This is a genomic window from Adhaeribacter sp., from assembly GCF_057359045.1.
Genome location: NZ_JBMQUD010000007.1, coordinates 16494 through 43340, shown reverse-complemented (window position 1 = coordinate 43340; position 26847 = coordinate 16494). Strand labels below are relative to the sequence as shown.

Sequence of the window (26847 nt, the reverse complement as noted above, 5' to 3'; positions counted from 1 at the left end):
GAACCGGCTACTTTACAGGCAAACTCCATGCTACCCAATATATCTTCGTTTAAAATATTACCCGCAATCCGGATACTGAAAATATCGCCTAACCCTTGGTCAAAAATTAATTCGGCCGAAGTTCTGGAATCGATACAACTCAAAATAGTGGCAAAAGGAAACTGGCCGGTAGCGGTTTCGTTTACCTGCTGCAACAAATTCCGATTGGCCTTTAAATTATTCATAAAGCGCTCGTTTCCTTCTTTCAGGAATTGAATGGCCATATCGGGCGTTAAACCATTCTGCGTTTCTTTTGTGTGTGTTCTCATATCTATAGTTATTATAACGTCTTTTTTTATATCTACAAACTTAAAGCATAGAGATTAATATTAAATTAAATCGAGATTAAAGCTAGATTAAAATAGAAAAACACATTTTAATCCCGTTTGTTAGAAATTATTTCTTACATCAGGTAAAAGCCCTCCGGTGCTAAAGGTTTAGGCACATCCGGCGCTTCTATTATTTGCTTTAAATTAACCTCAATGGTCCGGGCAATGGCCGTAACCGAGGTATCGGTGGGTTTATTCCGAAAAGGCTCCTGCAAATGCTTCGCGGTTTTTTCCAGCATAAAAAAGGTAGACGCAATAGCAGTTAAAATAGGAATTTCATAAAATCCAATGCTTTCTACCAGAGCTAAAGACAGAATAATCAAAAACAGGTAGATAAAAAAATGAACAAATAACTGGTAAGTAACCGGGAAAACGGTACTGTTAATCCGTTCTGCTTTTCCCATCGACTCGCAAAGCCGAACCAGCGTATTATCTAACTGAATGTGCTGGTAATCGTTTAATTTGTTTTGTTGGCGCAGTTGTTTTAAATCGGCGGTGTGTAAAGAAAGTATGGCAAAGGCTTTATTATTTTGGGTTTGCAGAAAAGCTAATTCTTCATCGGAGATATATTGGTTCAGGTTAGCTAAAGGATCAAGGCCGCGCAAAGCTTGGCCCAAACTATAACACCAGGCAATTTGCCGGTAAGTAATTTTCTGAATAGTATTTCTGTCTTGCGGGTTTGATTCTGGGGTTGTGTTTATAAAACCCATGAGCTGCAGAATAAGAGAACGGGAATCATTTACAATAGCACCCCATACCTTGCGGGCTTCCCACCAGCGGTCGTACGACTGATTAATCCGGAAAGCTAAAATAAGAGAAATGGACGTACCTAAAACCGTAGGCAATTGTAAGGGTATGGAGGGCAGGTAATCGGCGAAAAAACTCTTGAGAATATGAAAAAGAGTGGAGATGCAAAGTACCCGAAGGGCGTCTATCTTTACTTTATTAAATACATACCGGACAGGAACTCTTTCACCAACTAACATATAAACCTTTTAATATTTTAACTGATGATTTCATTTAGCGCATTAAAAAACGATAGCGTTAAAAACGAATATTTATCTATAAAAGGTTATACTTGAATTAATAAAAATAAATGAACTCGTGCGTTTTTGTTCTGATTATACCAGTAAAATTTAAAAAGTTAAGACCTTTATAATGATTAGTTTAAGAGTAAAAGCCATTAATACCCTTCGGCCCAACCGGAGCGGCGGGGGTCGGCTTCGGCTTCATAAATACCAGTTTCCGGGTTAATTAAAATAGAATGCGCGTCGCCAAGCGATTCCACTTCTGAAAAAGCATGGCCTTTGGCTTTTAACGCTTCTATAATAGCGGGGTCCCATTTATCTTTTTCGATGTAAACTAAATCGGGCATCCAGTGGTGACTTAACCGGGGCAACTGCATGGCCTCGTGCAAAGATAAACGATACACCGAAGTGGCTAAAATCATTTGTAAAACGGTATTTAAAATGGTACGTCCGCCGGGTGAACCCGTAATTAAATAAGGTTTACTATCTTTTAACACCAACGTAGGCGACATTGAACTAAGCATCCGTTTGTGTGGCTGGATGCCGTTGGGGTTGGTGCCGGCTAATCCCCGGAAATTAGCTTGCCGGGGATTGATGTTAAAATCGTGCATCTGGTTGTTTAGCAAAAAACCCAATCCTTTTACCACGGCTTTAGAACCAAATGCCTCTTCTAAAGTAATGGTAGTAGAAACCATGTTCCCTTTGTTATCAATCACCGAAAAATGGGTAGTTTCTATATTCTCATCGGTTACCAGTACTTTATTCGATAATTCTGCCGATGGGGTAGCTTTGGCTGGTGAAATTTTACGGACGGTAGCTTGCGCGTGCTGCGGGGCCAATAATTTTTGTACCGGCACATCTACAAAATCAGCATCGCCGAGATAACGCGTACGATCCAGGAAAACGTGACGCATGGTTTCAATTAATAAATGCAGGTTCTCCGGCGAAAGCGGCTTTTCTAAGTCTAGTTTAAGTCTGTCCACTACATTCAGCATTTCCTGCACCGCAATACCTCCCGACGAGGGCAATGGCATGCCTATTACATCGTAACCGGCAAAAGAACCTTTTACTGGCGTCCGGAATTTAGCTTCGTATTTTTTTAGATCATCTTTGGTTAAAATGCCGCCGTTTGCCCGAAAGTCTTTTACTATTTTATTTGCCAGCCGGCCCTGGTAAAAGGATTTGGCGCCATACCGCGAAATGGTCTTTAAAGTTTGGGCCAGATCTTCCTGGATAAATAAATCCTGAGCACCGTATGTACTGCCATCGGGCTTAAAGAATATTTTAACAGACTCAGGATACCGGGCCAGGTGTTCTTTGTTTTTGGCGAGGCTGGCTACATCGTATTTATTTAAATAAATACCTTTTTCGGCTAAAAGAATGGCGGGCTTTAGTAAAGTTGGCCAAGGCAAAGAACCGTATTTTTGCCAAACTGCTTCTAAACCTTTTACCGTGCCGGGTACGCCCGCCACCAAATAACCAAAATTACTTTTATCGGCATCTACGGTACCATCTGGTTTTAAAAACATTTCGGGAGTTGCTTTGCCCGGCGCCATTTCCCGGAAATCGACGCCTACTTCTTCGCCGTTGGCCAACCGGATAAGCATAAAACCACCGCCACCTAAATTGCCGGCAAAGGGGTGTGTAACCGCCAGAGCAAAAGCAGTTGCCACAGCGGCATCAATGGCGTTGCCACCTTGTTTTAACATATCTACCCCGGCTTTAGAGGCATATTCATCAATAGAAACTACAGCGCCCTGCTGGGCTTTTACGGAAAGGTTCTGGGCCGACACGGAAAACGGTAAGTAAGGAATAAACAAGCCGCCAAGTACGTAAAATCCAATAAAAAAATATTTAATCGGGAAGTACTTGCAAGCCGTTTTCATTCTGTTAAAAATTAGTTAAACTTAAACTAGTACAGTAAGTTTTATAGCTTTAAAATAAATACCCTGTTTTTAAATAAAATAATTTAATATAGTTGGCAATAGCATGTTTATATTTTAGAATTAAAGATATAGCACACATTATATGATCAGCAGCAACCGCCGCCATCATAAAAATACGTAGATTCTGATATAAAAATATCACTACGGCCTAAATTAGCCAGGTTAGCAGCGGTTTTATCACACACGGCCAAAGGCTGATTCTGCAAAAGTGTATGGCCATTATTATCATCGAAGAAGGGCTCAGAGCCGTAGTAAATGGCGGTTTTACCGGTAAAAACACAGGGCCCATCGGCCGGCATGGGGTCTTTAATGGCGCAAACTTCAACACTCTGAATAAATATTAACTCCGGGGTATTGTAATGTTCCGGCGCTAAAATGCGGTACGGTCTTTTGGCGCGAATTTCAATGGTGCCAAATCCCACTGCAGTTAGCAATTGCACATAGTCGTTTAATGGTAAAGCGCCACTGAGGCAAAGGGCGCGTAATCTTTCGTCGTTTTGCAGACTTTCGGGCATGGCCGTTTCGCAAACCGGGTCCGATAAAACCAAGCGACCGTGTGGTTTCAAAACCCGGTACATCTCAGAAAGAGCCAGGCACAAATCGGCTGCTTTAAAAATATTAAACAAGCAATTTTGCGCGGCTACATCAATACTGGCGTCCGCAACCGGTAAATTAAGAGCCGAACCCTCTTTTAGTTGAATAAATTCAGACTTAAACCAAGGATTTACGTTCTCGGCGGTAGCTATATTGGCCTGGCAAGCAGCCAGCATTTCCGGTACCACATCTACGCCCAGAATGGCTCCTGGCCGTCGGCTAAAATAGCTAAATTGCAGCAACTCCATTCCTCCGCCTACACCAACATAAAGTACACTTGGACTATTAACTAAATCGCGCGGATGTACGGTGCTGCCGCAACCGTAGTTCATCTCCAGCATTTTTTGCGGAATAGTAAGGCCGGGTAATTGCCAAACCGGCGTAGTAGTACAACATAAACCCAACTCCGGACTTAAAGCGGCTTTCTTATAAACATCGGCAGTGGTATCTAAATAAGTATCCATTCGTAAAAGTAAAGGGTGTATGTTTTAAAATATTGCTCCGCTGGCGCAAAGGCTGTTCCCTATTATTAGTTCAGGTTCCAGTTATAATCCAGGTAAGAAATTTTCGTGTTGGGGCGTATTTTGGTTTGGGCAAACTGGTTGATAAAATCAGTTAAACTCCCATTTTTGGTAAAATCTTCTTTAAACCAACTAAATATCGATGAAAGCTCGGCTTTAGCAGGCGTTATTTTATTGTGTCTGGGGTCATTTATAAAATCGCGGGCCTGCGCCGTTAGCTGTTCATTAATCCGGGCACCCACAAAGGCCTCGTTCCGCAACTTTGGGCAAGAAACCGATGCACAAACAATGGCAAAATGAATGCGGGGCTCATTAAAGTTTTTGCGTAAAATATCGTGTTCAATGTTGTTCAGGTCATAGGTATTTTTGCCGATGCGGATAAACTTAATATCCCAGGGCGTATTTACAAACGGTATTTTTATTTTACTACCAATGTCTTTAATGCTTTTAAGCGGGTAATTTCTAATGATTAGCTGTATGGTATATGCATTGTAAGCATTAATCCAATAAGCCAACTGCTCGTTTTTAGACCAGGCATTCTGGGGCGGATTGCTGCTGAGGGTTTTTAAATATTTGTTTAACTCAGTACTGTCGCGGATAAACCCTTTGTAGTTTACATTGCCGGTTTTACTTACGTGTTGCTTCAGGAGTTTATCGAATACGGTATGGTTTACCGGGGCTGGTTGCGCTGTCAGGTTTAATAAACCAAACAACAAAATAACGGTAGCCAGGCATAAAAATCTTTTCATGTAGGTATAATAAATAATTCGCTGTTTTGTTCAGGTAAATTCTTCCGGCAAATAATATTGCATATCTGTTGCATTACTCCGCTAGAGCTACTTTAGATTTTCCGGCAGATTTTATACAGCTAAAGATAGGTTAAAACTACAAGCAAAGTTTCATTTTGTGTGCCAAGTAGTTTGAGAGCTTGTTTTAAATTAATATTTGGCGCGGCAAACTATTCAGAAAGAAACCTGTTCTTTTTTAGTTTACCAATACAAAATTTAATTATAATGCTCTAAATAGGATTGAGGCTTAATTTTTAAATTAAGTTATGATTATTATCAGTAGGGCCGTTTAAAACGGCCATGCGTTTCCGGATGGCTTCCATGTGATTTTCCAGCACTTGCTTTTCGATGGTGGTATCGTTGCGGAACTGCAGATACCTAAAAATCAACAGTAATTCATAACATTCATCAAAAGTCATGTTTTCTAAATCATTACTGTTAAATTTTAAAGCTTTTATGTATAAGGGCATGTTACTTCTGCTTACTGCCACCGCGGCTTATTTAGTATAAAAATATCTGCCAGGTTAATCTAAACAAAGTTTCTACAAGCTTAAAGGTCGGCAAAATACCACATAATATTTCAAATATTTGTAAAATACATTATTCAATATTCGGGTTTTTAGATACCAGGCAAATTACTCGTTTCATACTCAAGCCATTATCTTAGCAAGTGGCTAAGATAATGGCATCAATAATTTGCGTTTACCTTAATTAAATCTGTTTTTACCCGGCTGGTAAAGAATTTAGGCAAATGACCGATATTTTAAAAAGCGTTATACTTAATGTGATACAAAAAAGAAAGAGCCTGTAAGTTGTTACTTTACAGGCTCTTCTTATTGGCAATGTGCGCACGGGGAGACTCGAACTCCCACGGGACAACTCCCACAGGCTTCTGAGACCTGCACGTCTACCAGTTCCGCCACGTGCGCATTATCTGGTAATAAGTTTAACCAACTTGCCTTTAAAAGCACCTTGATTATCGGGACACAAATGTAGCAGAATTAGGTTTAATATTGCAAATGGTTAATAAATATTTTTTAAGTCTTGGCTTCTACTACGGGGTTTAAATGCCGCCGCGAATATTTTTCGAGCTTTTTGAGCAGGTAAATGGCAATAATTACCCACAGAAAGCCGGCGGCAAAACCAGCCAAAACATCGCTGGCGTAGTGTACGTGCAGATAAACCCGGCTAAAACCTATTAAAAGAATAAATAATATTAAAAAAAGTGTAAGCACCCATTTTAAGGCAGGCGGTTTAACGTGCTGCCACACCAGGTAAATAAGCAAACCGTAAAAAGAAGCGCTAATCATGGCATGACCGCTCGGGAAACTTAAACCATACGATTGCACCAGGTGCGGTATTATAGGTCGTTCGCGGTTAAATAAATACTTTAAAATTAAATTCAGCGAAATACTACCCAAAGCAATTACCGGCACTTTTAAAGAATACCAGCGGTGTTTGCGCACAAATAAAAAGTAAAAGATGAGCAACAGCGAGGCTGCGGTTATAAAATTGCGCGAGGCAAAAAAAGTTATATTGGTCATTAAACCATTAAACTTCGGCGAAGCCAAACTATCGGCCCAGGCAAAAGCACCTGCATCAAAATTTATTTCCTGATCTTCTAAAATTTCGCGGGCCAGGAAAAAAAACAGCAGAATACAGGTTATAAATACCGCCCAGATAAATAAAAGCTCAACGGTAAATAAGGCAAATATTGCCAGCGATTTCCGGATCAATTTAGTCATACAGAAGTACCTATACGCATATCTTTACCAGAAAGCTAAATTCCGGATTATCATTTTACCATTTAAACCCGTTAAAAAAAACATTAGGTTTATTTGGTCAAAATTAACAATTATCTATGCGCTTATTTATTGCCGCACCTTTAACGCCTACTGTACAAGCTGCTATTACGGCCCAGCTACCCGCCTACCAGGTGCCGGGTGTTCGGGTGGTGCCAATGGCCAATCGGCATTTAACCTTACATTTCTTAGGCGAAACACCCGACAACAAACTACCGCTACTAATTCAGCAACTCGGAGCAATTGCGGCCAGTACCAATCCGTTTAAGCTGCACTTTCGGGAAATTGCCCCAGGTCCTAAATTAAAATCGCCGCGGCTGGTGTGGGTCCGGTTTGCCGAAGAGCCGGCTTACGCCGCTTTAGCCCACGCGGTAAGCCAGATTTTGCCCGGCCAAAGCAATGCGCATCCAGATTTAATTCCCCATATAACCATTGCCCGGCTTAAAAAAGAGCAACTATCCGGCCCGGCGCTTCCGCTCATGCAACATATAGATTTCCCGGAGTACGAGGTAAATACAATAGCATTGTGGCAATCTAAATTGGGGAGCCCGCATCCGGAATATTCGGTTGTGCAGGAATTTACTTTAGCTGCCCCTCATTAATATTAAACTATTTAGTTCCCAGGTAAGTAAAAAGCAAAAATTCTAATCCCGTTTTTATGTCTACTTCTGATTTAACCCGGCTGGCCATGAAGCTGAAAGACAAAGGTCTGACCATTGCCTTTGCCGAAAGCATAACCGGCGGGATGCTGGTTTCGGAGTTTATTAAGGCCAAAGGCACTTCTGATGTGTTGTTAGGAAGTATTGTAACGTATGCCGAAGAAGTAAAGCAAAAGGTATTGGGCGTAAAAAAGCAAACTTTAAAATTGTATACCGCCGAATCGCAGCAGGTAACCAACGAGATGGTAATGGGTTTGCACAAACTATTAAAAGCCGAAGTGAGCATAGCCGTTACGGGGCTGGGCGGGGTTGGCGCTTCCGAAACATCGGCCAAGCCGGTGGGCTCGGTATTTATAGCTATTTTCTTCAAGAATAAGGTCGAAGAGTTCCGGGAAGAATTTACCGGCGATGCCACCGGTATTCGCAAAAAAGCGGCCGATTATATCTTCCATAAATTAGAAGAAACCATCGACCGCCATTTTGAACACGAATAATAAATATTAGCTAGGCTGTTGCTCTTTCAGGAATAAGTAAAGTGATTTGATTTCGGTTTCGGTAAATTCTTTCGCCATGGGCCAGGGCATAAATTTGGGATCCAGCTTTTTGCCTTCGGGCGTTACGCCGGTGCGCAAGGTTTGAATAAACTGATCTTCGGACCAATTGGCCAGGCTGCCTTTGCCGGTAATATTAGGCACTTTGGGTGAGCCCGGAATAATCGCATCGCCGCCCCGGAAATTTTCGCCGTGGCAACCCACGCATGATACCGCTAAATATTTGCCGTAGGCTACGGTAACTTCGGGGTGCACTTCTTCTGTCATGGCCAGGGTATGGTCAATTTTTTCGGCCGATATTAAAGGTATTTTGTCTAATTGGGTTAACACATAAGCCACCGGCTTTAAATTAATGGCGGGCATTTCTTTATCTACTGCCGGGCGCGTTTTTAAATAAGCAATTAATGAAGTTAAATCTTTTTTAGATAAAGGATTGTATTCGTAAGATGGCATTAAGGTTAAAGTTTTGTTATTTTTGCCAATACCGTGGCGAATAGCCCGAATGTAATCTTCGTCGGTATAAGAGTTGTGCCGCGATGTTAAACCACCTTTACCGGTAGTAATATTGGGGGCGGCTATAAGTCCTAAACCCGGATCGTCGATGACAATGTTGCCACCAAAATCTTTGCCGTGGCAATCGGTGCAGCCTTTAATGGCGGCTACGTGTTCGCCCAAAGCAATAGCGGCCGAATCGGTAGGGATTTGTAAAGGTGCTACGGCAACCTGGTACTCTTTGTTAAAACGGCTTTCTACACTAAAGTAAATAAAAGCCATTACTGCCACCAGCAGCAGAATAATGCCTGCCAGGCCAATGCCAGTCCATTTGAAGAATTTTTTCATAAGTGTTAATTAGGTTAAATGGTGTTAGGTGAGAACTAAATGACTGAAAATGAATAATTAATGGCAATAATAACAATTTGGATTTAAATTAAAAATATATTGTTAATTAAATATAATTACCTAAAAGTTTATAATTAATGTATATAAAGTTTAATTCATCTATTGTATTTAATCTCTTTAAATATTAAGTATCCGAAAAAATTAAATTGAATAATTATATTAAATTATTGTATTGTTTACCCGAATTCTTATAAATCTTACATTGTAAAATTACTTCGGGCCATTGTACAACTGCCTTGTAGCTCTTACAAAACTAAATATTCAGATCATAAACCTATATTTAAACTGGCCGAATGGCTGCAACCAGCACCTGAATGACAGAAATAGATGAATAAAACAGGCTTTGATTTTATTGCTCCGGTTTATGATGGGCTGGTAAAATTAGTTTTCGGAAATGCTCTCCGGACGGCGCAACTGCATTTTATTCCCCAACTTCCCGCTTCCGGCAATTTGCTCTTACTGGGGGGCGGCACCGGTTGGTTGTTAAATGAACTACTTACCCAAACCGCCTTTAACAAAATAGTTTATGTAGAGTCATCCGCCGAAATGCTGCGCCTAAGCCAGGAACTAACGGCTCACTTGCCAAACATTAACCTAGTGGAATTTAGATTAGGTACTGAGCGGGACCTCTACCCTACTGAAACATTTGATGTAATAATTACGCCTTTTTTACTCGACCTTTTTTCGGCACCCACCCTAAACAATCTTGTTAAAACTGTATACCCGCACTTACGGGTTAATGGCTATTGGCTCGTTACCGATTTTGTACCGCCGGCCGGCAATGGGTTTAAGGCATTCGCGCAAAAAATACTACTTAAAAGCATGTACTTGTTTTTTGGGGTAATGAGTAATGTAAAAGCGAAGGAGTTGCCCGATTGGGAAAAATCTCTGAGTAATGGCTGTTTAGATCCGCAAAAATCCGCTTATTTTTACGGTAATCTGATTAAGTCGGTGTTGTACCAAAAATACGCCCTTTAATTTTACTTCTCTTTAATACTTGCTGCATGTTTAAATTCCGGCTATTTATTCCTGTTTTATTTTTACTTTTTCAGCTTAAGGCTCTGGGCCAGCAAAGCATTTCTTATACGTTAACATTCCCCAATGCGCGTCACCACGAAGCCGAAATAAAAGTTATCTTTTCGGATTTGCCGGCGGGTACTTTCTCGGTCCGAATGGCGCGTTCTTCGCCGGGGCGCTATGCTTTGCACGAATTTGCCAAAAATGTTTATAATGTAAAAGCTGTAAATCGCCAGGGCCTTGAACTGGAAATTAGCCGACCCAACCCGCACCAGTGGGATATTGCAAAACATGACGGACAGGTAACCATCACCTACACCCTCTTTGGCGACCGGGCCGATGGTACGTATGCCGGCATAAGCACTGAACATATCCATTTAAATATGCCGGCTACACTTATGTATGGTTTGGGATTAGATAACCGGTCGCGAACCGTTCAATTCCAGTTACCTGAGGGTAAAAACTGGCAAATTGCCACCCAGTTAAAACAAGAAACAGCGCAAAATACCTTTTCGGCCCCGCACCTGCAATATTTAATGGACAGCCCGGTAGAAATAAGTGAACTTAAAATTGCTGAATGGACCTTACCGGGGCAAACCCAGCAGATTAGAATTGCTTTGCACAACCCCGGCGACGTTACCGACGACTTTAATGATTTTACCGCCAAAGCTAAAAAAGTAGTAGCCGAAGCCGGCGCTGTTTTCCGGCAGTACCCCCATTACGAAAATGGCCGCTATACTTTCCTGGCTTGCTACGGTCCGCAGGCAACCGGCGACGGCATGGAACACCGCAATTCTACCGTTATTTCCAGCACTCGTCCCTTACAAAATAATGTAAACAACCACTTAAGCACATTGTCGCACGAATATTTTCATTCCTGGAACGTAGAACGCATTCGGCCTCAAGCCCTGGAGCCCTTTAATTTTGCTGAAGCCAATATGTCGGGTGAGTTATGGTTTGCCGAAGGCTTTACCAATTATTACGGCGATTTGCTTCTTTGCCGCAGTGGCGTAAATACCCCAGCCGAATACGCCCAGAATATATCCGCCGAATTAAACCACGTAGCCAACTCGCCCGGCCGCAAATATTTTTCGGCAGTCGAAATGAGTTACCAGGCCCCTTTTGTCGATGCTGCCCAATCCATTGATCCGGTAAACCGGGTAAACACCTACGTGTCTTATTATCCTTTTGGGAGTGTAATTGGTCTGGCTTTAGACTTAACTTTGCGCAGCCGGTTCAAGAATATTACCCTCGATGATTACATGCGGGCTGTTTGGCAGAAACACGGCCAGAACGAAGTACCTTATACCATTACCGATTTACAAAATGTTTTAGCTGATTTAACCCGCAATGCTGCTTTTGCTAAAGAATATTTCGATAAATACATTAAAGGAAAAGATTTTGCCGATTATAAAAAATTATTGGGCCAAGCCGGTTTTATAGTACGTCCGGTAAATGCCGGCCAAGCTAGCCTTGGATTAACGTTTATCTCTTACCGCAACAATGCCGCCGTGCTGCAAACCAATCCGTTGGTAGGTAGCCCCTTGTACCAGGCCGGCTTAACCCGCGACGATGTAATTGTATCCCTAGCCGGTAAAAATATTACCCAACCCTCTGATTTAAAGGCAGCTTTAACTAGTAACAAGCCCGGCGACCAGGTAAAACTAACTTATCAAAACCGTATGGGCCAAACGCAAGAAACTACTCTAACCTTAATAGAAGACCCTTTAATAGAAGTAGTACTGTACGAAAACGCTGGTTTGTCGCTTACAAAGCAAATGCGTACGTTCCGGAAAAACTGGTTAGCGGCTAAAGCTAAATAATTTAGTTGTAGTATATTCTTCACTATTGAGGTGAAAAATTCGGTACCCTTATAAAATATTAACGGGGAACAAAGTAGGTAGAAATCCGTTTTATCAAGACTTATCTGGCCCAAACAGCTATTTATTTTAATGGCTGTTTGGGCTTCTGTACTCTTTAAACCATAAAACGATGAACTATACCGAAAACTTTGAAGGCATTAAATTAGATGTTCAGGCCGTAGACATTACCATAACCGACGATTTACAAGCCGCTATCCGGAATACAATTAGCAAAATGCAACGGTTTGTTTCCGAAATAAACTGGGTAGATGTTTATTTAAGTGTAGAAGCAAACCAGGCTACCGATAACCGCAAAATTGGTATCAGGTTGGGCGTGCCGGGCACCGATGTTTATGCTTCTGATACCGGCGAACACTGGTTGCCCATTTTAAAAAGTCTCGAAGAAAAACTACGCCGCCAACTAGAAAAAAAATAAGGTCATGATTTAAAAGTTTAGTAAAAAATATTGCGTAAACCTTAGATCATAAAACTTTGTATTTAACCTTACCGCCTGATATTAGCGGTAAGGCTTTTTAATTTATATATTCCTTTATAATGTGATAAACAACAATTTATCACTATTTACCTAAACAAACACAGCAGTAAAAAAGACCAGTTGTTTAAGAATAATAGTGGTGACTAGAATGCAAAATTGCGCATCAGTTAAATGGGGTTAAATAAATATAATCTGGTTTTTGAAAACCAATGCTTTAGTACAAAGTAAAATTATTACATTTCATATAACTTGCCTCAGGCAATAATAGGCTAAATTAAAAGTTTAAATAGTAGTAATATTCATTGTTGCTGATTAGATTTATAAAATTAATTCCATATCGGGTTTGATTTTTGCTGAAGTTTATAATCATGATTAAACATATAACCTTATTAGCTTTATTAATAGGCTTTAGCTGGAGTAGCCAGGCGCAAAGCTCCGGTAATACTGCTCCCGAGCTAACAAGTACACCCCCAGCCGTTGCCCCTGCCGTGCAACAGGTTTCACCAGCCGAACCAAGTACAACCGCTACCTTAGCACCGCCCCGTAAACTGAGCTATGGTTTATCGGCGGGCACACAATTTAGCCGTTTGTTTGGTACCACTACTTACCTGGAGCCCAGCGTTATGTTCCCGGTGAGCAAGCGTTTCAGCGGTTACGCGTCTTTAACTTTCCTGAATAACTTTGGATCTAACTTTTTAGGGCCTCGGGTAGAGAATAACGGGCCTAATTACACACCTTACGCCAACCAACGCTACATTTTAAATGTGGGTGGTAACTACATGGTAAACGACCGGCTTAATTTAACCGGTAGTGTTTGGCGCGATTTAAATAAAAACCCCTTGCCGCCTTCGCTTAACAGTTTAAACTTTAATGGTACCAGCGGCTTGCATTTACGGGCCAATTATAAAGTTACCGAACACCTGTCGGTTTCGGGCGGCATCCGGTACTCCAATGGCAATGTTTACAACAACCAGTTTAATAATCCGGGTTATCCTTTCGGGTATTAAAAAGTAAAACACATTAAAAGATTCATTGGCCCACTTAAATAGTGGGCTTTTTTTTGCTCTTGCTTTTACTTAATCTTTTAAATTGGCGTAGTACAGGTTTATTATATTTTAGTAATGATAAAAACAAGCTACAAATTCAATCCTAAGCTTAAAACAATTAAGCCCGATTGGCCCGGCAACAAAGTTATAAACGGTAAGTTTGCGAACGGCGATACCCTGTATAATCCGTCGTTTTTGAATGTTTTTAAATGGAAATTAAGTAAAAACCCGCAACAAACCGAAAAGCAAAAAGACAATTACGTACCGCCGGTTATTACTGATCAAAATATTTTTACTTCCGGCGACGATGCGGTGGTTTGGTTGGGCCACGCTACTTTTTTAATCCGTTTAAATGGTTTTAACTTTATAACCGATCCGGTGTTCTACGGCTTACCCTTTATTAAAAGACGAACGCCATTACCCTGCTCCCCCGAATTCATTAAAAATATCGATTTTCTGTTACTGTCGCATGGCCACCGCGACCATCTTGATCAAAAATCTTTACGGCAATTGTTCCAACAAAATCCTGCGCTGCAAGCCATGGTTCCTTTAGCTATGGGTAGCCTGTTGCAGCAAATGGTGCCCGGTTTGATATTCCAGGAAGCGGGTTGGTACCAGCAATTTAGTTTAGCGCAGGAAACCGGCGTAAAAATCACTTACTTACCGGCTGCGCACTGGCACCGCCGTGGCCTCAACGACATGAACAAAGTGCTTTGGGGAAGTTTTCTGCTACAAACCCCCACAAAAAAAATATTCTTTGCCGGCGACAGCGCTTACAAAGAACATTTCAAGGAGATTAAGCAATTATTTGGTGCACCGGATATATGTATTATGCCGATTGGTGCTTATAAACCCGATTATATGATGCAGCAAAGCCACCTTAACCCACAGGAAGCCATTCAGGCTTTTCACGATTTAGAAGGCAAAAACTTTATTCCCATGCATTATGGTACCTTCGATTTATCGGATGAGCCGGCCGGCGAACCCATAACCGCCATGCAGCAATTTGCCGCTGCGGGTAAAATAAAAGGGCAATTACTTTTACCAGCCATTGGAGAAGTACTGGCCGTGTAAAATACCCCGTAACGTTAAAGCATAAAATAATCTACTAAACGGAATATCTTTTATAAATAATTGATTATAAATAAATAACCATTAATAAAGCAAACAGTTAATTAAAGAATCATTCAGAAATGCTGCATATAAATATGCATATTTATTGTTTTATGAAAATCAGGCTTATTTTTGTGTATAGTTTAAAACGATTCTGGGCTATAGCTTTCTCCCCCGCACCATAGCCTGGTCTTTTTAAAAATTGCCGGCAACTATTTTTTTTCTAAATATCTTTGCTGTTCTTATCCCAAAGTTCTAACCTTACTCTATGTCGCCTACTTTTATTATTAGTATTGTAGCGGGTTATTTCTGCTTGCTTATGATTATTTCATTTATCACCAGCAGCAAAAACGAATCTACCGAAAGTTTCTTTTTAGCCAATCGGAAATCGCCGTGGTTTGTGGTTGCTTTTGGTATGATTGGTACTTCTTTGTCGGGGGTTACCTTTATATCTATTCCGGGCATGGTGGCCCAATCCCAATTTTCTTATTTGCAGTTGGTTCTGGGTTATTTAGTGGGTTACCTGGTAATTGCTACTATTTTAATGCCGCTTTATTACCGTTTAAACCTGATTTCTATTTATACTTACCTGGAGCAACGTTTTGGCTTTTGGTCTTATAAAACCGGTGCTTTTTTCTTTTTGCTGGCCCGTACCATTGGGGCTGCTTTGCGCTTATATGTGGTAGCCGGGGTGTTGCAATTAGCCGTATTTGATGCTTTGGGTATTCCTTTTTGGGCTTCGGTACTTATTACCATTTTACTCATATGGGTTTATACCTTCCGGGGTGGTATGAAAACCATTATCTGGACCGATACTTTCCAGACATTGGCTATGCTGATTTGTGTGGGTTCGACCATTATCCTGATATCTGAGGACCTGAATCTTTCTTTTCAAGGGTTGGTAAACACTATCGACCAGAGCGAATATTCGCAGGTATTTTTCTGGGATTACAAAGATTCCCGCTATTTTATTAAACAGTTTTTATCGGGTGCTTTTATTACCATTGTAATGACCGGGCTGGACCAGGACATGATGCAAAAAAACCTGAGTTGCAAATCGTTAGCCGATGCTCAGAAAAACATGTTCTGGTTTAGTATTATCCTGGTTTTTGTAAATATTTTATTTTTGTCGCTGGGCGCTTTGCTGTATTTATACGCTGCTAATAAAGGCATTGCTTTACCCGCCAAAGGCGACGATGTGTTCCCATTCCTGGCGTTAAATCATTTTTCGGACTTTGCGGGCATTGTATTTATATTAGGAATTGTAGCCATTACCTACGCCAGTGCCGATTCGGCGCTCACCGCTCTTACAACCTCTTTTTGCGTCGATTTCCTTAATTTTGATAAACGGCCCGAGCAAGAACGCCAGCGCTACCGCTTTTTGGTGCACATAGGGTTTTCGGGCTTGCTCATGCTGGTAATTGTAATTTTTAGAATTATAAACGACCAAAGTGTAGTAAATGCCGTTTTTAAAATTGCCGGCTACACATACGGTCCGCTTTTGGGGCTGTTTAGTTTTGGGGTATTTATCCAGCGCAATGTACGCGATAATCTGGTACCGGTGGTATGCGTTTTGGCACCGCTTCTAACGTACATTATTAACCTAAACTCAAAAGAATGGTTATGGGGCTATGAATTTGGTTTTGAAGTGCTTATCCTAAACGGTATTTTAACTATTCTGGGTTTACTCAGTATATCTAAATCTAAAACCGTTACGCTGGAAGCGGCTATTTAACTTAATAATTTTAATTAGCCGCAAATTTTAACCGGCCAGTATATAAATTATAGGACAAAGGTAAACTTAACCGGAGCCGGGAATGTTGTATTACCGGTATAAGGTTAAAACATTTACCGGAATAATGCCGTGGAATTTTTACCTTTGCCCTTACGCTTGGCTGTTTGCCATTTACATTGCTTACCAGATATTATAGTTCATGGATAAAAACCGCGCCGGATTAAAACCGGACACAACTTCCGGAAAAGAAACTAAAAAACGCATCAGCAAAGAAAGTTTCCAAAAAGGAGTTCGCATTTTTACTTACGTAAAACCTTACCGCTTTAAGTTTTTTATCGGCCTTATTTTCCTGGCGCTATCCAGTAGTACTTTTATGATCTTCCCGGCCTTAACCGGTCAACTGGTAGATAGTGCCACCGGGCAGGCTTCGCGCCTCCTGAAAGATATCAATTACATTGCCCTGGGTTTATTTGGAGTAATTTTACTTCAAGGCATCTTTTCTTTTTTTCGGATTTACTTTTTTGCCCAGGTTAGCGAAAATACCGTAGCCGACATCCGGCGGTCGCTATACGCCAAATTTGTGGTTTTACCCATTCCGTATTTCGAGCAAAAAAGAGTAGGCGAAATAACCAGCCGCATTACTTCCGATGTTGCACAATTACAGGATACCCTTTCTATTACCTTAGCCGAACTTTTCCGCCAATTAGTTACCCTGATTGTGGGGGTCATTATTATTATGGTTATTTCGGTTAAGTTATCCTTGTTTATGCTGGCTACTTTTCCGGTTCTGGTGCTCCTGGCTTTTATATTTGGTAAAAGAATAAAAAAACTTTCTAAAGCCACCCAAGACGAAATTGCCAAAACCAATATCATTGTAGAAGAAACCCTGCAAGCCATTAATGTGGTAAAAGCATTTACCAACGAAATGTTTGAAGTTGGTCGTTATAACCGCTCTTTGTCTAAAGCCGTTCAGTTTGCTTTGCGCGGCGCTTATTTTCGCGGGGCTTTTGTCTCTTTTATTATTGTAGGTTTGTTTGGCGGTATCATTCTGGTACTCTGGTTTGGTGCCTCACTCGTCGAAAGCAAAGAACTTTCTATTGGGCAGCTGGTGCAGTTTATAATCTATACAACGTTTATTGGAGCTTCAGTGGGTGGCTTAGGCGATTTATATGGTAAAGTTCAATCGTCGTTGGGCGCTGCCGACCGGGTTCTCGAAATTATAGACGAGCCGGTTGAACCAACGCACCTCCCCACTTTACCCACCGAAAAAGATTTTAGCATTCAGGGCAATATTTCTTACCAGCACGTAGCGTTCTCTTACCCCACCCGGCCCGATATAGCGGTACTTAAAGATATCTCCTTTACCATTAATGCCGGTGAAAAAATTGCCTTAGTTGGCCCGAGCGGCGCAGGTAAATCTACTATTGTGCAATTGCTCATGAAGTTTTACGAGCTAAGCGCCGGTCAGATAAATATTGATGGCCAAAATATAAACGAAATTAATTTAACCCAACTGCGGCAGAATATAGGTATTGTACCGCAAGAAGTATTGCTGTTTGGGGGTTCTATCCGCGAAAATATTGTTTATGGTCGGGCTAATGCCACCGAAGAGGAAATCATTGCGGCTGCCCGTAAAGCCAATGCTTATGATTTTATTCAATCGTTTCCCGAAGGTTTAGACACCTTGGTGGGCGAACGCGGCATAAAATTATCGGGTGGTCAGCGGCAGCGGATTGCTATTGCCCGGGCTATTTTAAAGAACCCGGCAATTCTTATTCTGGATGAAGCGACCAGTTCTCTGGACTCTGAATCAGAAAAGCTGGTACAAGGCGCCATGGACGAACTCATGAAAAACCGGACCAGCATTATAATTGCGCACCGTTTATCTACCATTCGCAAAGCCGATAAAATATTAGTTATTGAAAACGGCCGCATTGTGGAGCAGGGCCGGCACGAAGATCTTTCGGTAAGCGAAAACGGTTTATATGCTAATTTGCTTAAACTGCAATTTGAGTTAAGCTAAAAATAATTAGCACCAAAAAAGCACTTGCCTTTGCAATATTTGCATCTGGCAAGTGCTTTGCTTTTTACCAGAATCATAAATTCTTAATCCGCCAAGATTTTTCAAGGATAAAATCAAAAGGCTTTTATCTGAGCTAATTGCTTCTTTTTCCGCTTTTTAAGTCTGATTAAAGGATTCGTTTTTCAGGATATAAAGGAGCAATTCTGCTATTATATTTAAGCTACTTAGAATAAGTCCGGCTTTATTGCGTTATTTGCATATACCAATACTGGTTTTAGCTTGCTTTAGAAGAAGAAACTCTTTTGGTATTAAGTTTACAAGGCAATTCGGAATTTAACTTCGTCATTTATTGTCTATAATATAATACAAAATAAATGCTTTAAACCAAAAGCGTTCTTTTCTGTTACTTACCTGATTAATTATTGATAACCCCTTTCTGGTTTATCGCCAGTAAAGACCTATATTTTTAGCCTAGCCAAATTATATTAATTTGGATAAGCATGCCGCTTTAAAAAAATTGTAGCAGTAATATTTTTCTTTCAGCCAAATGCTTAACTAAATTATTTATGAGTGCTAAAATTAAATTTACTAATAAAGATAAATCTGCTTTTTTTGCTGTTACACGCCAGCGCGTGGATGCTTACTTAAAAGAAAATGGTGTTTCTAAACATGCCAACAAAGCTATGTGGGCAAAAGCTATATTTTTTTTAAGTGGCTTTTTCTCGCTTTACTTACTTATTATACTGGGTAATTTTCATTTAGGCGTAATTTTTGGCCTAACTCTACTCTTAGGTATTTTTAGTGCCTTTATTGGGTTTAATATTTGTCACGATGCCATTCATGGTTCCTTCTCGGCCAACCAGAATATTAACAAAACCTTTGCTTTTGTTTTTAATTTAATTGGTGCCAGCCCTTATATCTGGAGCATTTCGCACAATGTTGTACACCACACCTACACCAATATTCCGGGCCACGACGAAGACATAGAAGTAGCACCGGGCTTAATCCGGATCTCGACGGAAGAAGAAGTAAACAGTATTCAGCGGTTTCAGCACATTTATGCTTTTGGTTTATACAGCCTGGCATCTTTATCGTGGGTAATCCGGAAAGATTTTGTAAAGTTTTTTCAGAAAAAAATAGGTGAGCACCCAACTACGCACCACCCCAAACGCGAATATTTTAACTTGTTTTTTTACAAAGCCCTTTATTATTTTTTATTTATAGTATTGCCCTTGTTGGTTCTGGATATTACCTGGTGGCAATTTATTATAGGTTTTATTTGTATGCACCTGGCCGAAGGTCTGGTAATGGGGCTGGTGTTTCAGTTGGCGCATGTGGTAGAAGGCACGCATTTTCCGCAACCCAACGAGCACGGTAATATTGAAGAGGCTTGGGCCAATCACCAGATGTACACCACTGCCAATTTTTCAACGAACAGTAAATTAGCGGGTTTTTTATTAGGCGGACTTAACCAGCAAATAGAACATCACCTTTTTCCGAAAGTTTGCCATATCCATTACCCGGCTATTTCTAAAATTGTAAAGCAAACGGCCGCCGAATACAATTTACCTTACCTGGAAAGCCCTACCTTTTTTAAAGCGCTCCAATCGCATTACCGCATGTTAAAAAAACTGGGCCACGACGAATTTAAACTGCAGCGTAGTTTAAAATTAGCCCGTGTAGCCAATTAATATTTAAGTAGTCGGCTTAAAGCCTTTATTTCATATTTGGGCAGGTCGGGTTAATAATAACCGGCTCACGCAAATACTTATATGAAATAAACGCTTTGCTAAAATCCCCTTTTAAAGACAGTTAAGCGGTAAGTGGGGCATACTTGAATAATATTCTCTTAATAGTTTCAAAAAAGTGCAGTGTAAATCTGGTTTTTAGCGTATAAGTAAAAATACGCAAGCCAGTTTTTATTAAAACCCGCTGTTTAAAGCATTTAAGGTTTAGGTCTAATTTGTTTAAAACAACTCGTTTTAGGGCTGATGACCCTTTTACATTGCTTTCGCTTTTTTTCTACGGCATGTTCATATTTAGCGCAAGCATCCGATAACAAAGAACCTTTCCTTTCAAATTATATTATGAATCAACTTACAAAAAAATTTAAAACCGGCGATAAAGTTATTGCTGCTACGGGTGGTGTAACCATGACGATAGATTATTTTACTAAAAATGGCAAATACAATTGTAAATGGCACGATGGTACCGAATTGAAGGAAGGAGAATTTAACCCGGAATTGCTTCAATTAAAAAGTAACCGCACTTAAGTTTTACTATCTATTTAACTATATTCTTCGGTTTATTAATTCTATATTGATGCAGCAGGGTTACAGAACTAAAAAGAGTAATAACCTTTAACATTATTCCTACCAACTACTTATCTTATGATGATAGAAAATGAAAATGCAGTAGTACTAGACGATGTAAAAAAACTAATATTAGAATTTTGTGTATTGCCGCAAGGTAAATCAGAGATTTTGCAGCATATTAATGTAGAAATAAACCAGCAAAACTTTAGCAAGTTTGTTATAAAACTGGTTGACCAACGCTACATTGCCTCTAGCTTTTTGCGCAAGCGCAACTCAATAAATCAAAAATATATTATTACTAAAAAAGGCTTAAACTACCTGAAAGCCATAGCTTAATTTGGCAAGCTTTCTATTTTGTGAAATTAACTAATAGGTATTGGGGCAGCATAAACCATATTTGGTAAAGGAAAAATTTTATTTAATTATTCTTTTGGCAGATATTGCCGGCTTTAATGGCTGGAACTAGTTTAATTTTAAATTCTGCATTACTTCTTTTTTAATTATAGTACAGAATATTTTTAATTACGTATCAGGCATTATTCTTAAATAATGTAATTAAAAGTAACCTAAACCTGCCCATGCGGATTCCTTTTTTCTATGGATTTCTTTGCTGTTGTATTTTTGTACCTTTTATTAGCCGAGCCCAGGAACCGCGAATGCGGTATAGTGCCGATAAAGCCTTATACCTGGAGTTAGGCGGTAGCGGTGGCTTAACCGCTAATTTCGATTACATAACTATGGAATCGGGCAACTTTAAAGGTAGTGTACGATTAGGCGCCGGCGGTTACCCCACTACCATTAATGGTCAGCGAAAGATTATACCTATTGTACCGTTGGAGTTTTTAGGCTTTGTGGGCAGCGCAGCTGGTAATTTAGAAGGTGGTATTGGCTATACGCACCGGTTTTCTTCGGAGCCCACCGAACCCGACTATTACATAACTGGCCGGCTGGGTTTGCGTTTTCAAAAACCTAAGGGTGGTTTTCTTTTCCGGTTAAGTTACGTGCCGCTGTTTTATAAAGACTTAGAAAGCCGCCGGCAAAACTATACCCTATCGCCGGCTTTTGCTTTAAGTGTAGGCACCAGCTTTTAATGACTAATCATTTTTATTATCTGGTAATTTAGGTTTTTATTACCAGCCTTTTCTTAAATTTACCAGTAGGTTTGTTATAACAATTAGAAAACGCCCTAATGAAAATGAAAAGAAAAGGAATTGCTTTTGCCGTATTAATTGGCCTGGCAGCAGCTTTTGGTGCGCCGGCAACGGCCCAACTTACCACTCCGGCGGCGAGTCCGCAAGCTATGGTTACGCAACGGGTTGGATTAACCGATATTACCGTTAAATATTCGCGGCCCAGTGCTAAAGGACGTAAAGTTTTTGGTGAAGTACGCCCTTACGGCGAGCCCTGGCGCACCGGTGCCAACGCTGCTACCGTTATTGAGTTTAAAGAACCGGTAACCTTACAAGGCACCAAAGTACCGGCCGGCGAATACGCCATCTACACCATTCCGGGCGAAACCGAATGGACCGTTGCTTTTAGCAAAAACACTAAAATAGGCGCTAACACCCAGGATTATAAAGCCGAAGACGATGTGGCCCGCTTTAAAGTGAAGCCGGTTAAAACGTCGACTAAAACCGAAACCCTGACCATCAACTTTGCAGATTTAACCCCGGCCACCGCCAATCTTGAGATATTATGGGAATACACGTCGGTTAAAGTTAAAATCATTACCGATGTAGATAGCAAAGTAATGGCCCAGATTCAGGAGCAGGTAATTAATGCCAAAGACGTTAAACCCGAAATGTATGTGGCAGCCGCTAATTACTACTTCGATACGAACAAAGACCCGAAAAAAGCACTAGAATGGATTAGATTGGCAAACGCCAAAGATCCTAAATTCTGGACCCTGCACGCGCAAGCTAAAATTGAGGCTAAAAACAAAGATTATAAAAGCGCCATTGCAACCGCCGAAAAATCTATGGCTATGGCCAAAGAATCTAAAAACAGCGATTACGTGCGCATGAACGAGAAAGCCATTGCCGAATGGAAAACCGCTAAATAATCATTAATCTAATTATAGATTTAATGTTTGACGGCTCTAAGAAGTTCTTAAGTAAATAATTAAAGTAACGCTTTAGCATTTATCATTATCTACTTGGAGTTCTGCTGCTGTATATAAATATTAGTTCTTGCAAATTAAAAAAGCCACCTTAATAGGTGGCTTTTTTAATTTTCTAATATCATGTTATTAGTTATTAGCATAGAGATAGCAAAATATTCGATTGCACTACAACTGATACATTTATTAGGAAACACTAATTTTTTTAAAAATTTCAAAGACCTTGTTCATTGCTTCCTCATTTAAACCTATCATAGGTTTAGTTAAGACACAATTTTCTTTAATTTTTTCTGGCAATCCATTAATAGAAAGATCATCGTCAATAATTATAAAATCTTCAGTATCTCGATTCTTTTCAACCCACTTCATAATTTCTGCAGCACGGTTTTCAATTTCGGCAACTGTTGAACTATTATTTACTTTTGAAATAGCGCAAGGGTATATACCTCTTGCTTCGAAAAGCTTCTGCCATTCAGTAATTGAATAATTTATTCTATGGGTTGATGTTAAAACAATCGAAGCATTGGTTTCTTTTATTATTTTAGATAGACATTGGGATGCTTTTTCATTGAACTTCAAAAAACCATCAGTCTGCAATTCTACCGGTTTCCAAGCTGGCGTATTAATTAATACGCCATCAATATCTAAAAGTATTTTCATGATTGTATCAACTACCCATTCCAGTTCAGCTATGTTACGGCAGATTGCCGCAAAGGTATAGTTAGCGGTAGTTATTCATTTCTAATACTAAATGTTTCCCATCCATCGTAATCTCCTTCATATTCTTGTGAAAGTCGCCAAAGGTCAATAACAATATTGTTTATAGTTTCTTCATCTACCTTGTCTATGTGAGAAATATGTAATTTAAATTTATTCTCATCTAACTCCTCTTCAAAACTAAGTTCTTCTATTTTGAAGCCCTTATCCTTAATTTTCTCCCAATAAAGCTCCCTGTTAGCTTCCTCTTTAAAATAAATCCAGTGGTCAATTTGTCTGGGTATTTCGGGTTGGTCTCCATGTTCTTCTAAATTTCTAAGAACTTTTATATTAGTAATTTTCTGATAGTCTTCCGGACATGGAAAAAGAAAATCAAAATAAAATTCCCAATCTTCATCTTCCCAAACTTGGTACTCATAAGTATAGTTAGGAAATCTAACCATTACCTCTGAAATAAACTTGTCATGCAAAAGGGTACTCTCTGCGTAGTAATAGAATTTTCTAAAACCACTACACAAAGTTTTACCTACAAAAAAAGCATTCAACTTTGATTCTATAGTTTCTTCTAACTCATCCTCTATTTGCCCTAAGGCTTCCCACTCATTCTCTTCCGGAAAACCATCCTCTCTATCAGACAGCAGCTTTACAGTAATTTCTAATACATTCTTTTTATCTTTTAAAGGCGCAAACCTTCTTAGTTCTAAGTCTAGTCCAATAAATGCAGGCTTATTATCAATGGTACAGTTATAAATATCCCAATCAGGTTCGTAAGTATTTTCCTCCATTACTAATTTAATTTTAATTGCTGCCAGCTTGAAAATAGTCGTTATACAGGTGTTTGTATTTCCTATATTAACAAGAATATTCCTACCGATAAACTATTTTGGGCTTTATTTAAAATTATGTACGCTCAGTCTATAAATAAATTACTTTTTGTCTTCTTCCGGGAGAAAGGTTTGGAAAATGTACCCGAATAATATTACCGCCAAGCAGCCAACCGGATTAAGCCACAGGAAAGCCAAATCAGTACTCAGGTAAGTGACAATCACAATGGTTTCGGCCAGTACGGCTGCCCAGAATACGGCTCTAGCCTTAATATATTTTAGGTAAAAGCCTACCACAAAAATACCCAGAATGGTACCGTAGAAAAGCGAACCCAATATATTTACTGCCTGAATTAAGTTATCGAGGCGCGAAGCCAAAGTAGCAAACCCAATGGCAAATAAGCCCCAAACGACGGTTAATACTTTAGATACCTGTACAAAATGCAGATCGTTGCCCTGCTGCTTAAAATTGCGTTTGTAAATATCAATAAGCGAGGTAGAAGCCAGCGCATTTAGTTCTGAAGCGGTAGACGACATTGAGGCACATAGAATTACCGCCAGCAAAAGCCCGATAATACCGGTGGGCATATACTGCATTACAAAAGAAATAAAAACGTAATCGGTATCTTTGGTTTCGGCTTTGGGATTGGCTTTTTTAATCAGGTCTTTTACCCCGGTCCGAATTTCTTTACTCGTGGTTTCTAGTGCACTTAACTTCTCCCGCGACTCTGCAATTACCTGTTCATTTTCGAATTGAATGCCTCGCACCATTTCTTTTACTACACGGCTTTTGTCTTTGAAATTTACGTTATGCTGGGTCTCCAATTCAATCAGATCGGCCGCGTAGGGCGTTTCATAAAGCTTTTCTTTTTGTATTTTATTAAAATACACCGGCGGTTGCACAAATTGGTAAAACACAAACACCATTACGCCAATAAACAGAATAATAAACTGCATCGGTATTTTCAGGAGGCCGTTAAACAGCAAACCCAAACGGCTTTCGGTAATAGAACGCCCGGTTAAGTAACGTGCCACCTGCGACTGGTCGGTGCCAAAATAAGATAAAAACAAAAACAAACCACCGGTAATGCCCGACCATACATTATACCGATCGTTCAGGTCAAAAGAAAAACTAACCAAATTAAGCTTACCCATTTCGCCGGCCACCTGTACAGCATCGGTAAAAGTTACATCGGCGGGGAGCATATTGATCACAATAAACCCAGCTACCAGCATGCCTCCCATCATTACGGCCATTTGCTGCTTCTGGGTAACACTTACCGCCCGGGTACCACCTATAACGGTATAAAAGACTACAACCAGCCCCAAAAACCAAATGGTAATGTTTATGTTCCAATCTAATATAGAGGAAAGAATAATGGCCGGTGCGTAAATGGTAATACCGGCCGCTAAGCCCCGTTGCACCAGAAACAAAAATGCGGCCAGCGAGCGGGTTTTAAAATCGAAACGGCTTTCGAGGTATTCGTAGGCGGTATATACTTTTAACTTGTAAAAAATAGGAATAAAAGACACCGAGATAATAACCATGGCTAGGGGCAAGCCAAAATAGAATTGCAGAAAGCGCATACCGTCTTCGTAGGCTTGCCCGGGCGTAGATAAAAAAGTAATGGCACTGGCTTGCGTGGCCATAATCGACAAGCAAATGGTCCACCATTTTTCGGAATTATTGCCTTTTAAATAGCCCTGGATATCTTGTTCGCCGCGGGTTTTCCAGATACCATATAACGTAATAAAAGCCAGGGTGCCCAGCAGTACACACCAATCCAGTATACTCATTCGAAATACCGGGTTATTGTATAAAATATTACAATCTCCAGAACCAATACCACCATTACTAAAGCATACAGCGGGCGCCAGGAGTTAAAAAATGGCGGTTTATCGGTTTCTTCGTTTGTTTGCATATATCTATATTTTACAACCGGTAAAAGTAAGCAGGTTAAATATATTTAAATTAAATATTTTTATTAACCTCTTTAACCCTGTTTAAACAAATTAAACCGCGGCAAGTTATGGCCATATTCAACCATAAACTGGCCTAAGCTTAGTTTAAGAGAATAAAAGCAAAATCTCACAAATGTTTCTATAACGGGCAAAAAGGTTTTTTGGTACTTAGCTAATCTGGCTAAGATGCTTATTTTTAACTTAAAACTACTATACACCTTGGTTATGAGCTACTTTCGAACAAAAGTAATTATATGTTGTTTAATGCAATTGTGTAAAAGGCTTACTGCTGGTATTTTCTTAAATAATTGTGCCGGGTAGTTACTTTGCTTAAAAGCCGCAACAACAGCTAAAACGTTTATACGTCCCTCCGATTGGCTAATAAAAATCATCTGATTCATTTTCTCGCGTTTTATAAACCACTTTCCTTCTTTAAGCCATCCAGATTTAATTACCTTAAT

The 26847-nt window shown here is 40.0% G+C and carries 26 protein-coding genes and 1 tRNA gene; 14 read left to right on the top strand and 13 right to left on the bottom strand.

Features of this window, described 5'->3' with window-relative positions:
* The 8 genes from ACO1R6_RS01730 to ACO1R6_RS01695 all read right to left on the bottom strand — a co-directional run.
* On the bottom strand, window positions 1-308 hold a 308-nt coding region (locus ACO1R6_RS01730), incomplete at its 3' end, for a carbonic anhydrase (protein ID WP_486261740.1).
* Window positions 309-442: 134 nt separating this feature from the next.
* Window positions 443-1354, bottom strand: a complete 912-nt coding sequence (locus ACO1R6_RS01725) for a bestrophin family protein (protein ID WP_486261739.1) — start codon at window positions 1352-1354, stop codon at window positions 443-445.
* A gap of 197 nt (window positions 1355-1551) precedes the next feature.
* Window positions 1552-3282: a gamma-glutamyltransferase gene (gene ggt / locus ACO1R6_RS01720; RefSeq protein ID WP_486261738.1), complete on the bottom strand. Its 1731-nt coding sequence runs from the start codon at window positions 3280-3282 to the stop codon at window positions 1552-1554.
* Window positions 3283-3428: 146 nt separating this feature from the next.
* Window positions 3429-4400: an arsenosugar biosynthesis arsenite methyltransferase ArsM gene (gene arsM / locus ACO1R6_RS01715; protein ID WP_486261737.1), complete on the bottom strand. Its 972-nt coding sequence runs from the start codon at window positions 4398-4400 to the stop codon at window positions 3429-3431.
* A gap of 65 nt (window positions 4401-4465) precedes the next feature.
* Entirely contained in the window at window positions 4466-5206 is a 741-nt protein-coding gene (locus tag ACO1R6_RS01710) for a DUF547 domain-containing protein (protein WP_486261736.1), read from the bottom strand.
* A gap of 293 nt (window positions 5207-5499) precedes the next feature.
* Window positions 5500-5715, bottom strand: a complete 216-nt coding sequence (locus tag ACO1R6_RS01705) for a hypothetical protein (RefSeq protein WP_486261735.1) — start codon at window positions 5713-5715, stop codon at window positions 5500-5502.
* Between the two features lie 375 nt (window positions 5716-6090).
* Window positions 6091-6174 (bottom strand) — tRNA-Leu (locus ACO1R6_RS01700).
* Window positions 6175-6282: 108 nt separating this feature from the next.
* Window positions 6283-6990 carry a phosphatase PAP2 family protein gene (locus tag ACO1R6_RS01695; protein WP_486261734.1) on the bottom strand — a complete coding sequence of 236 codons (708 nt, stop codon included), beginning with the start codon at window positions 6988-6990 and terminating at the stop codon, window positions 6283-6285.
* 116 nt (window positions 6991-7106) lie between these two features.
* On the opposite strand from ACO1R6_RS01695, the gene thpR reads away from it, so the two are divergent.
* Both thpR and ACO1R6_RS01685 read left to right on the top strand, forming a co-directional pair.
* Complete coding sequence (gene thpR / locus ACO1R6_RS01690; protein ID WP_486261733.1) at window positions 7107-7649, top strand: RNA 2',3'-cyclic phosphodiesterase; 543 nt, start codon at window positions 7107-7109, stop codon at window positions 7647-7649.
* A gap of 56 nt (window positions 7650-7705) precedes the next feature.
* On the top strand, window positions 7706-8200 hold the full coding sequence (locus ACO1R6_RS01685) for a CinA family protein (protein WP_486261732.1): 495 nt from the start codon (window positions 7706-7708) through the stop codon (window positions 8198-8200).
* A gap of 6 nt (window positions 8201-8206) precedes the next feature.
* On the opposite strand, the gene ACO1R6_RS01680 is transcribed toward ACO1R6_RS01685, so the two are convergent.
* Complete coding sequence (locus tag ACO1R6_RS01680) at window positions 8207-9097, bottom strand: c-type cytochrome (protein WP_486261731.1); 891 nt, start codon at window positions 9095-9097, stop codon at window positions 8207-8209.
* A 387-nt stretch (window positions 9098-9484) separates the two neighbouring features.
* Between ACO1R6_RS01680 and ACO1R6_RS01675 the strand changes: the two genes are divergently transcribed.
* The 12 genes from ACO1R6_RS01675 to ACO1R6_RS01620 all read left to right on the top strand — a co-directional run bounded on the left by ACO1R6_RS01675 (window position 9485) and on the right by ACO1R6_RS01620 (window position 22826).
* Complete coding sequence (locus ACO1R6_RS01675) at window positions 9485-10135, top strand: class I SAM-dependent methyltransferase (protein ID WP_486261730.1); 651 nt, start codon at window positions 9485-9487, stop codon at window positions 10133-10135.
* 26 nt (window positions 10136-10161) lie between these two features.
* Window positions 10162-11997, top strand: a complete 1836-nt coding sequence (locus ACO1R6_RS01670) for a M61 family metallopeptidase (RefSeq protein ID WP_486261729.1) — start codon at window positions 10162-10164, stop codon at window positions 11995-11997.
* A 169-nt stretch (window positions 11998-12166) separates the two neighbouring features.
* On the top strand, window positions 12167-12472 hold the full coding sequence (hpf, locus tag ACO1R6_RS01665; RefSeq protein ID WP_486261728.1) for a ribosome hibernation-promoting factor, HPF/YfiA family: 306 nt from the start codon (window positions 12167-12169) through the stop codon (window positions 12470-12472).
* Window positions 12473-12900: 428 nt separating this feature from the next.
* The gene (locus tag ACO1R6_RS01660; protein WP_486261727.1) at window positions 12901-13539 is read left to right on the top strand and encodes a hypothetical protein; all 639 of its coding nucleotides are present in this window, start codon (window positions 12901-12903) and stop codon (window positions 13537-13539) included.
* 114 nt (window positions 13540-13653) lie between these two features.
* The gene (locus ACO1R6_RS01655) at window positions 13654-14652 is read left to right on the top strand and encodes an MBL fold metallo-hydrolase (RefSeq protein ID WP_486261726.1); all 999 of its coding nucleotides are present in this window, start codon (window positions 13654-13656) and stop codon (window positions 14650-14652) included.
* 307 nt (window positions 14653-14959) lie between these two features.
* Window positions 14960-16426, top strand: a complete 1467-nt coding sequence (locus tag ACO1R6_RS01650) for a sodium:solute symporter (protein WP_486261725.1) — start codon at window positions 14960-14962, stop codon at window positions 16424-16426.
* Between the two features lie 199 nt (window positions 16427-16625).
* Window positions 16626-18449, top strand: a complete 1824-nt coding sequence (locus tag ACO1R6_RS01645; protein ID WP_486261724.1) for an ABC transporter ATP-binding protein — start codon at window positions 16626-16628, stop codon at window positions 18447-18449.
* Window positions 18450-19015: 566 nt separating this feature from the next.
* Window positions 19016-20140 (top strand): fatty acid desaturase family protein, encoded by a 1125-nt coding sequence (locus tag ACO1R6_RS01640; RefSeq protein WP_486261723.1) that lies wholly within the window; start codon window positions 19016-19018, stop codon window positions 20138-20140.
* A 396-nt stretch (window positions 20141-20536) separates the two neighbouring features.
* Window positions 20537-20722, top strand: coding sequence for a DUF2158 domain-containing protein (locus ACO1R6_RS01635; protein WP_486261722.1), 186 nt, complete (start codon window positions 20537-20539; stop codon window positions 20720-20722).
* Window positions 20723-20839: 117 nt separating this feature from the next.
* The gene (locus tag ACO1R6_RS01630) at window positions 20840-21100 is read left to right on the top strand and encodes a hypothetical protein (protein WP_486261721.1); all 261 of its coding nucleotides are present in this window, start codon (window positions 20840-20842) and stop codon (window positions 21098-21100) included.
* 242 nt (window positions 21101-21342) lie between these two features.
* A complete protein-coding gene (locus tag ACO1R6_RS01625; protein ID WP_486261720.1) occupies window positions 21343-21855 on the top strand; it encodes a hypothetical protein in 513 nt (170 codons plus the stop codon).
* 104 nt (window positions 21856-21959) lie between these two features.
* Window positions 21960-22826, top strand: a complete 867-nt coding sequence (locus ACO1R6_RS01620; protein WP_486261719.1) for a DUF2911 domain-containing protein — start codon at window positions 21960-21962, stop codon at window positions 22824-22826.
* Between the two features lie 243 nt (window positions 22827-23069).
* Here the strand turns inward: ACO1R6_RS01620 and ACO1R6_RS01615 are convergent, their stop codons facing one another.
* The 4 genes from ACO1R6_RS01615 to ACO1R6_RS01600 all read right to left on the bottom strand — a co-directional run bounded on the left by ACO1R6_RS01615 (window position 23070) and on the right by ACO1R6_RS01600 (window position 26346).
* Window positions 23070-23543, bottom strand: coding sequence for an HAD domain-containing protein (locus ACO1R6_RS01615; RefSeq protein ID WP_486261718.1), 474 nt, complete (start codon window positions 23541-23543; stop codon window positions 23070-23072).
* A 71-nt stretch (window positions 23544-23614) separates the two neighbouring features.
* Entirely contained in the window at window positions 23615-24385 is a 771-nt protein-coding gene (locus ACO1R6_RS01610) for a DUF695 domain-containing protein (protein ID WP_486261717.1), read from the bottom strand.
* Between the two features lie 141 nt (window positions 24386-24526).
* Window positions 24527-26221, bottom strand: a complete 1695-nt coding sequence (locus tag ACO1R6_RS01605; RefSeq protein ID WP_486261716.1) for a sodium:solute symporter family protein — start codon at window positions 26219-26221, stop codon at window positions 24527-24529.
* Complete coding sequence (locus tag ACO1R6_RS01600) at window positions 26218-26346, bottom strand: hypothetical protein (RefSeq protein WP_486261715.1); 129 nt, start codon at window positions 26344-26346, stop codon at window positions 26218-26220. The genes ACO1R6_RS01605 and ACO1R6_RS01600 overlap by 4 nt, the downstream gene beginning before the upstream one ends.
* Window positions 26347-26847: the final 501 nt, after the last annotated feature.